This window comes from Luteibacter sp. P4_D7_3, from assembly GCF_056401735.1.
Map to the genome: position 1 here is coordinate 1 of NZ_JBFUIT010000169.1, position 8,561 is coordinate 8,561.

General features: G+C 63.6%; 10 protein-coding genes. 4 read left to right on the forward strand and 6 right to left on the reverse strand.

The window, feature by feature from the left end; genetic code table 11:
• Positions 1-81 precede the first annotated feature (81 nt).
• Positions 82-216 carry a hypothetical protein gene (locus tag AC1DSN_RS14345; RefSeq protein WP_255548477.1) on the forward strand — a complete coding sequence of 45 codons (135 nt, stop codon included), beginning with the start codon at positions 82-84 and terminating at the stop codon, positions 214-216.
• Between the two features lie 19 nt (positions 217-235).
• Here the strand turns inward: AC1DSN_RS14345 and AC1DSN_RS14350 are convergent, their stop codons facing one another.
• The 6 genes from AC1DSN_RS14350 to AC1DSN_RS14375 all read right to left on the reverse strand — a co-directional run bounded on the left by AC1DSN_RS14350 (position 236) and on the right by AC1DSN_RS14375 (position 4,446).
• Positions 236-460 carry a hypothetical protein gene (locus tag AC1DSN_RS14350; RefSeq protein ID WP_477295020.1) on the reverse strand — a complete coding sequence of 75 codons (225 nt, stop codon included), beginning with the start codon at positions 458-460 and terminating at the stop codon, positions 236-238.
• Between the two features lie 67 nt (positions 461-527).
• On the reverse strand, positions 528-737 hold the full coding sequence (locus tag AC1DSN_RS14355; protein ID WP_477295022.1) for a cold-shock protein: 210 nt from the start codon (positions 735-737) through the stop codon (positions 528-530).
• Between the two features lie 260 nt (positions 738-997).
• On the reverse strand, positions 998-1,291 hold the full coding sequence (locus tag AC1DSN_RS14360; protein ID WP_213948452.1) for a hypothetical protein: 294 nt from the start codon (positions 1,289-1,291) through the stop codon (positions 998-1,000).
• A 123-nt stretch (positions 1,292-1,414) separates the two neighbouring features.
• Positions 1,415-2,653 (reverse strand): delta-60 repeat domain-containing protein, encoded by a 1,239-nt coding sequence (locus AC1DSN_RS14365; RefSeq protein WP_477331280.1) that lies wholly within the window; start codon positions 2,651-2,653, stop codon positions 1,415-1,417.
• 154 nt (positions 2,654-2,807) lie between these two features.
• On the reverse strand, positions 2,808-3,911 hold the full coding sequence (locus AC1DSN_RS14370; protein WP_063572337.1) for a Glu/Leu/Phe/Val dehydrogenase dimerization domain-containing protein: 1,104 nt from the start codon (positions 3,909-3,911) through the stop codon (positions 2,808-2,810).
• Between the two features lie 193 nt (positions 3,912-4,104).
• Entirely contained in the window at positions 4,105-4,446 is a 342-nt protein-coding gene (locus AC1DSN_RS14375) for a YXWGXW repeat-containing protein (RefSeq protein ID WP_063572338.1), read from the reverse strand.
• Positions 4,447-4,591: 145 nt separating this feature from the next.
• Here AC1DSN_RS14375 and AC1DSN_RS14380 point away from each other — a divergent pair, with 145 nt between their 5' ends.
• From AC1DSN_RS14380 to AC1DSN_RS14390, 3 genes are all read left to right on the forward strand, one after another.
• Positions 4,592-5,470: an alpha/beta hydrolase gene (locus AC1DSN_RS14380; protein WP_477331283.1), complete on the forward strand. Its 879-nt coding sequence runs from the start codon at positions 4,592-4,594 to the stop codon at positions 5,468-5,470.
• A gap of 34 nt (positions 5,471-5,504) precedes the next feature.
• On the forward strand, positions 5,505-5,996 hold the full coding sequence (locus AC1DSN_RS14385; RefSeq protein ID WP_063574113.1) for a DUF2199 domain-containing protein: 492 nt from the start codon (positions 5,505-5,507) through the stop codon (positions 5,994-5,996).
• Positions 5,997-6,100: 104 nt separating this feature from the next.
• On the forward strand, positions 6,101-8,561 hold a 2,461-nt coding region (locus tag AC1DSN_RS14390; RefSeq protein WP_477331285.1), incomplete at its 3' end, for a methylmalonyl-CoA mutase family protein.

Here is an 8,561-nt window from a genome sequence, read left to right on the forward strand (position 1 = left end):
CTGCAGGCCATTCCGGCCCTTGGCACGCCCGATGCATCGGTAATTACGACCCCGCCTCATTCTCGTCCAAGGAGAACGACCATGAAATTCGAAACCGCCATGCTGAAGACCTTCTTCGTCGCGGGTGCCCTGACCTGCCTGCTGATGCTCGGCGCCTTCGTCGCTTCGCCGGCGAACCACGTCGCGCAGCCGGTGCTGGTGGCCGCCGCTCGCTAAGGTCGGATCGGGGCCGGCATCAGTCTGGCTCGATCACACGCACGTTAGTCGCGTACGGCGGCCCATCCACGCCGTCTCCGATATCGAATGACACCCGGTCGGCTGCCTTGAGCCCGACCCGTAGGCGAGGCCGCCGTTGCTTCTCACGAGCAGCGACCCTGGCCTCTGCTTCGAAGTAGAAAGTTGGCCACAAGGCAACACCGCCCATGCCGGCTTCGGACTCGCGTTGTTCGTCCTTCTTCATGATTCGCATCCTCCAACGATCCTGTGATGGATGAGAAACGGAGCGCACGGATGCGTGCCCTCCCTGTTCAGATCTTCTGCACTTCCTCCGCCTGCAGGCCCTTCTGTCCCTGTTTGACCCTGAATGAGACCTTGTCGCCCTCGGCCAGGGACTTGAATCCGTCCACCAGGATGTCCTTGAAATGAACGAATACATCGGTGCCGCTTTCGCGCTCGATGAAACCGAATCCCTTGGCGTCGTTGAACCACTTGACCTTCCCGTTCTCGCGATCCGACATGACACTTACCTCAGCATGTTCTCTGCGGCGATCGCGCATCCATGGCGTCGAAAGTCGCCGGACGTATCGCCGGTTTCATCGTACGCCGGCGTGTCGTCGTCTGGCTGCGGGGCAGGTCGGCCGAACGTTGTAGGCATGCCATCGTAAAGAACCGCTGAATCACGCCGATGACGCTTCCGTTGCCTGTTTTGCGTAGTGCTTGCCGAGCGAGAGAGAGAAGGCAGCGCGTTCGTGCTGCCTTCTCTCGCAAAGACGGGTGCTTAGTAGTTATCTGTCACGCGGCACACGGCGGTTGCCTTTACGCGCGTGAGCGGATGCGAGCCGCCCCACAGGTCGGTGAACTCGTACTGGATGCTTTCGATGGATCCGCCCTTTGCACTACAGGTTTCCGAAAGTTCCGCGTAGATGGGCTCAATGGCGACGAAACGGCTGGAGCCGCCTTTCTCGACCACGAGGTTGTGATCGGTGTATGACGCGACTGCATCGGATGCGGCAAACGATGCGACAGGGATGAGCGCGAGCAGCAGGGCGGCGCAGGGGATGAAACACTTCATGGGTAATCCTTTACGTCGGGAGGTGGTGCCCTAACGGGCGTGCCCAGTCTCCGTTTCGCCCCCATGACATGCTGTCGGAGCTTCTCCCCACCTGCCGTCGGCGAACCCCTCGCCGCTCCGTGGTTATTCCTGAGGAATGCGAGCTACAAGGCCAAATTCATCTAGCACCGGCCCACTTTCGACGCCGCCAACCTGCGCTGCCAGGAGGACGCCCTGTCCACCCTGGATGGCGAGCCCACGCGGGAAGAGCCGGCGCATAGGTTCGCCAACGGCGATGATGCCGTTGTCGCCGAACGAGGTATCCAATGCGCCGCTTGCCATGTAGCGCGCGGCAAGAACAAGCCCGCCGTCATTGCGGTTTCCGAACAGCCCGGATACGACGATTCTTCCCTGTTCATCGAACGTACCCTGATTCAGATACGAGCTGCCCTTCTCGCTCAGATAGACCGCCTCGCCGTTCGCGAAGTGACTGTCCGGTCGGCCATTCGTGTCGACACCTACCAGGAAGCCGTAAGGATGTGGCTGGCGGAGGTATCCAATGCCGACGAAGCCGCCACCGTCGGCGATCAGAATATCGGTGAACTCCGCCGGAGCAACGCCGGTCGGCGCAACGTATTGGCCATGGATGCCGAAGGTCTGGTCGAGCGTTCCGTCGGGCAAATATCTGCGGATAACGGCCTTTCCGTTGCTCCTTCCGGCAAGAACGTAGCGATCCCCTTGGACGACCCCGGAGATCGAATCTCGCGAAGACTGAGCATCGAATGCGACGTGTACGAAGCCGTCCCCACCGAGTGCAGGGTCGAGCTGCCCCATCTTGTCCAGACGCACCATCATTGCGCCCTGGACGAGGCCATCGCGCCGCGCCGCGCCGACGAGGACGAGGCCGCCGTCTTCCAGGGGAATCATGTCGACATCGAGCAACTGGTAACCATTGAACTCGAGCGGCAGAACGCCCAGGTCGGCAAATGAGGCATCGATCATGACGCGATCGGTCAATCGCATAACGGTTCGAATACCGTCGTAGCCCGTCCTGTAGCGGGCCAACATGCGGTTATCGGGCAGTAACTTGAGGTTGATGAAAGAGATTCCGTTTCTCTCCGGGTCGATCTGAAAGCCGTTGTTGCCGAATGCCTGGTCGATTTGCCCATCGGGAGTTAGCTTGGCCATGCCAAGGTTTTGGGTGAACTTTCCGCAACCCAGCGCGACGAAGATTGAGCCGTCAGGCCGCACAAGCATGTCCCAGAGGTCTGCGGCGTCATAGCCTTGGGGGAAGGGCACGACGGCCTTGCCTTTTTCGCCGAAAGCAGGGTCCAGGTCGGCGTCGCTCCGGCCGCCGGTGGCGGCATCTTGGCGTGATGTCATGGGTTCCATCCTCAGTGATCGCGTTGTTCCTCTGCTGTGCGAAACGTTGGCGCGATTCTCGTGGCGATGCGATCAGCCTAAGGTCGTAGTCCCACAACGGAAAAAGCCGCCGGATCACCCCGGCGGCTTTCTCGGTGCCTATTACGCGTAGCGATTACTGCCCGCGCATACGACCCTGGAAGCGCGGCGCGCCGTTGCCCATGTGCGGCAGGCGGATCTTGCCGATCGCGCTGATACGCTCTTCCGCCATGCGATCCGCGGCCTTGTAGGTCGGGATGTTGTCGCGGGCGGAGATCTCGAAGATGCGACCGACGTTGTAGTAGATCGTGCGCATCATGCGCATGGCGCGCTCGCGGTTGTAGCCGTCGATTTCCAGCGAGACGTTCATCACGCCGCCGGCGTTGACGGCATAGTCCGGTGCGTAGATCACGCCGCGGCGGGCGAGTTCGTCGCCGATCGCGTCGGTGGCCAGCTGGTTGTTGGCCGCACCGCAGATGATCTTCGCCTTGATGCGATCGATGGTCTGCTCGTTGATCGTGCCGCCCAGGGCGCAGGGGCTGTAGACGTCGGCATCGACGTCGTAGATTTCGTCGAGGCCGACGGCTTCGCAGCCGAGTTCGTCGACGCAGCGCTGGACAGCGTCCTTGTTGATGTCGGTGACGAACACCTTGGCGCCCTGCTCGCGAAGTAGCTTGATGAACTCGCTGCCCACGTGGCCGCAGCCCTGCACGGCGTAGCTGTACTTGCCCACGTCTTCGTTGCCGTACTTGGTCTGCAGCGCGGCCATCAGACCCTGCAGCGTACCGAACGCGGTGAACGGCGAGGGATCGCCCGAACCGCCGTGGACCTGGTGCACGCCGGTGACGTACTCGGTTTCACGGTAGACGTATTCCATGTCGTTGACGTCGATACCGACGTCTTCAGCCGTGATGTAACGGCCGTTGAGCGAATTGACGAAACGGCCGAAGGCGCGGAACAGCGCTTCGGACTTGTCCTTGGAGGGATCGCCGATGATCACGGCCTTGCCGCCACCCAGGTTCAGGCCGGCCACCGCATTCTTGTAGGTCATGCCGCGCGACAGGCGGAGCACGTCGTTGACCGCATCCTGCTCGGTCTTGTACGGCCACATGCGCAGGCCGCCAAGCGACGGGCCGAGCACCGTATTGTGGATCGCGATGATGGCCTTCAGGCCGGCGTCTTTGTTATGGCAGAAGACGACTTCTTCGTGGCCCGTGTTGGCGATGGTTTCGAAAATCATCGAACGCAAACTCCAGTTACAAGCGGCAGCAGCACCGCGCTTCTAGGTGAAGACCCGTGATGGGGATCACGAGTCGATAAGGACCGTCCAAAAAAATCGCCCCGGCCGGTGGGCGGGGGCGAGATGTCGTGTCAGCTGCCTAGTTTAAACCGTTGTTGGCGTCCGTGTAGGTGCGGCGCAGCAACCGGGCGTTTCAGCGATGCCAATGCGGGTCCCGGACCCAAGTCTCACGCTGGATGCGATAGCCCCGGCCATAAGGACGCCAGACCGGCGGGCGGTAGACGTAACCCGGGCGGTAGGCGTTCCAGCGCCCACCGACCCAGACGTAGCGGCCGCCGTACCAGTTCCAGTAACCGGGTGCCCAGGCGTACCCGGCGCGCGGCGGCGGGACGCGCTCGAAGCGCGGCGGTGGCGGACGGGTGCCGACGGTGACCTCTACGTATTCCCGTGCGGCGGCGGGCGGGGTGTAACTTGCGGCACCCGCGGCCAGGCCTAGGGCCGCCAGGGCAACGAGTTTGCGGGTCAGGGTCGTCATATGCGATCTCTCCTCGGGACGTCCGCGAATGCGGATTCGTGCGCCAGAACGCGGCTTCCTTGCGACGGGTTGACCGGCCCCGCGCGGTAGTATTCAGCTTCGCGAAAGCTTACCCCTCTCCTCAAGCTATCTGGTCCCCCTGCCCATGAAGCCACCCCGCCGTTTCGGCGTGCGCACTGTCGCCACCCTGCTGGGCATCCGTGTGGCCTACCGTTTCGGTAGCCGCGTGGCGCCCGTCCGCACGGTGGCTCACGCCGCCCGGGTTTTCCAGACACCGCTGCCGAGCAGTCGCCAGCGGGCCGCGCATGCGGTGGTCTCGATGTCGGCTCGACAGGAGAGCGTCGAGGTCGCTGGCCAGTCCATCGCCACTTACGTCTGGGGAGACCCGTCCACCCAGCCTTATGTGCTGCTGGCGCATGGTTGGTCGAGCCTGGGCCTGCGTTGGGAGAACTGGGCGCCGCAGCTTCTTGCCCGGGGCTGGGCGGCGGTTTCCTTCGACCAGCCGGGGCACGGACATAGCGGCGGGACACTGTGCACCCTGCCGGACTTTGCCCGCACCGTGGCGGCAATCGGCCGCCACTATGGGGATGCGGAAGGGGTGGTCGCGCATTCACTGGGTGGGGCAGCGGTCACCCTGGCACTGGGCGAGGGCTGGAGCGCGAAGCGCGTGGTGCTGATCGCGCCGGCGGCGGACCCGATGGCGGCAACACGTCGTTTCGCCCGCTTCGTGCGCCTCGCGGAGCATCTTCGCGAACCGCTGCATCGTGTGCTGGCGGCGCGCACCGGGATAACCATCGAGGCCCTGCACGTGGGCAGGCACGCGCCGCAACGCACGCAACCCGCGCTGATTATCCACGACATGGCGGACCGCGACGTACCGGTGGAGGAGGGCGAACTGTATGCCCGCCTGTGGCCGGGAGCCGTTTTGCTGAAGACGCGGCGGCTGGGGCATCGCCGTATCGTCGACGATGAAGGGGTCATGACGGCGGCGCTCGCCTTTCTCGGTGGCGCCGCGGTCAGCTGAGCTACCATCGGCGTCTACCTCACGGAGCGGTCCCATGACAGCTACCTGCGCGATCTGTGGAGCGACGCACGAGGAAGACGAGCTGGAACTCAGCTACGGCCGGCCCGATGCCATTTTCGACATGCCCAACGACGAACGTTCGCTCGACGTCTATGAGAGCGACGATGCCTGCGTGATCGACGACGAACGCTTCTTCCTGAGAGCGACCCTGCCGTTACCCGTGCAGGGACGCAAGGACGACTATCACATCGGTGTGTGGGTCGAGATCGACCAGGAGCATTTCCACCGCGTCGGCGATCTGTGGGACGACCCTGAACAAGCGGCCGAGCCGCCGATGTCGGCCACGCTGGCCAACGAAATCCGGCATCACGAGGGCAGTCTCGGTGAACGGGTGCTGATGCAGCTCACCGGCCCCAATACGCGGCCGCAGGTGTTTATCGTGAACTCGGAACTTCCGCTCGGGCACGAGCAGCGGGCGGGCATCACGACGCACCGTGCGAGCACGTACTCCGCCGGACTGGCGTGAGCTGACAAGCGGGCGGGTTCGCTGCACTGCAGCAGGGCCCGCGTCGCCCCCGGCGTTAGAATTGGCCGGTTCCCCACCGCAGTCGATCCTTCCCCGGAGTTTCCATGAGCTCGCAGCCCAAGCACATTCCCGCCAGCCATACCGACGCGGAGGGGACGCCGTTGCGCTTCGTCACGGCGGCGAGCCTGTTCGACGGACACGACGCAGCGATCAACATCATGCGTCGCATCATCCAGAGCCAGGGCGCCGAGGTGATTCACCTGGGGCATAACCGCTCGGTGGAAGACGTGGTGCGTGCGGCCCTGCAGGAGGATGCCGACGCCATCGCCTTGTCGTCCTACCAGGGCGGCCACGTGGAGTACTTCAAGTACATGGTCGACATGCTGCGCGAGCGTGGCGCCGGCCATATTCGTGTGTTCGGCGGCGGCGGCGGCACGATCACGCCGGAAGAAATCCGCGAACTCCAGGCCTATGGCGTGGAGCGTATCTACCATCCGAACGACGGCATGAAGCTCGGCCTGACCGAGATGATCGAAGACGTGATGTCGCGCACGCGTGCCGCGACCAGCCAGCGCGTGGAAGCGGTGCCGGTATCAGCGTCCGTCGAGGATGAAATCTCCATTGGCGCCATGCTCTCGGCGATCGAGGAGGACCTCCTCCCGGAAACCGAGCTCGCCCGCCTGCGCAAGGAATGGCAGCTGGCTGGCAACAAGACACCCGTCCTTGGCCTGACCGGCACCGGCGGCGCCGGCAAATCCAGCGTGGTCGACGAGCTGCTGCTGCGTTTCCTGCACGCGTTTCCGCAGATCCGCATTGCCGTGCTTGCCGTGGATCCGACGCGTCGCCGTAGCGGCGGTGCCTTGCTCGGCGATCGCATCCGCATGAATTCGCTGCGCAGCCCGCGCGTGTACATGCGCTCCATGGCCACCCGCCGCCAACACGCGGCGACGTCCATCGTGCTGCACGACTGCATCGACTTCCTGAAGTCGCAGGCGTACGACCTGGTGATCGTCGAAACCGCCGGTATCGGCCAGAGCGACTCGGAGATCGTCGACCTCGTCGATTTCCCGGTCTATGTGATGACCAGCGAATACGGCGCGGCGAGCCAGCTCGAGAAGATCGACATGCTCGACTTCGCCGAGCTCGTGGTGCTCAACAAGTTCGACAAGCGCGGCGCCGAAGATGCGCTGCGCGACGTACGCAAACAGTGGAAGCGCAACCGCGTCGCGTTCCAGCTGGCCGATGAGAACGTTCCGGTCTATCCGACCATCGCCAGCCAGTTCAACGATCCGGGTGTCACCTGGATGTTCGCCAATCTCTGTCGCCTGATGCGCGGCAAGCTCTCGCTGCCCGAGGCTGCGTGGACGCCGGATATCGACACGACGCTGCGCGAGCCGCGCGCCACCGTGCTGATTCCCGGTAACCGCGTGCGTTATCTCGCCGAGATCGCCGAGCAGGGCCGTGGCGTAAACAGCGGCATTGCGAAGCAGGCCGAGGCGGCGAGCAAGGCTCAGCATTACTTTGAATCGTTGAAGGACATCGGCGACGCGGCCCTGCCGCGTGCGTTCGATCTCTACGACCACGATGCGTTGAGCGTGGAGGGTGACCGCTCCTTGTCGACCCTCCGCCAGCGCTACAACGAAGCCGTGCGCGAGCTGACCAGCGAAGCCATCGCGCTGCTGCGCGAGTGGCCGTCGCGCTACGCCTCGGTCACTGACGAGTTCACCGAATACCAGGTGCGCGATAAGGTCATCCGCGTCGAAAACTACCGTACCTCGCTGAGTCACCAGAAGATTCCCAAGGTGTCGCCGCCGAAGACGAAGGACTGGGGCGAGCTGCTCTCCTTCCTCATGCGCGAGAACCTCCCGGGCTACTACCCGTACACCGGCGGCGTGTTCCCGTATCGCCGCGCAGGTGAGGACCCCACCCGCATGTTCGCGGGCGAGGGCACTCCGGAACGTACTAACCGTCGTTTTCATTACCTCTCGCTGGGTGGCGCCGCCGCACGCCTGTCCACGGCGTTCGACTCGGTCACGCTGTACGGCGAAGATCCGGCACCGCGCCCGGATATCTACGGCAAGATCGGTAATTCAGGCGTTTCCATCGCCACGCTCGACGACATGAAGAAGCTGTATTCCGGCTTCGACCTGTCGGCACCGTCCACGTCCGTGTCGATGACGATCAACGGCCCCGCGCCGATCATCCTCGCCATGTTCATGAACACGGCGATCGACCAGAACGTCGAGAAGTACCTCAACGAGGAGCCGTCCCGCTGGGATGCCGCCAAGGCACGTATCGCGCAGCTGTATCCGGACGGCAACCGCCCGACGTATACCGGCGGCTTGCCCGAGGGCAACAACGGTCTCGGCCTCGGCCTGCTCGGTATCTCGGGTGAGGAAGTGGTCGACGCGGAAACCTACGCGCGTATCAAGACGTTCACCCTGGCTAACGTGCGCGGCACCGTACAGGCGGACATTCTCAAGGAAGACCAGGCGCAGAACACCTGCATCTTCAGCACGGAATTCGCCCTGCGCATGATGGGCGACATCCAGCAGTACTTCGTCG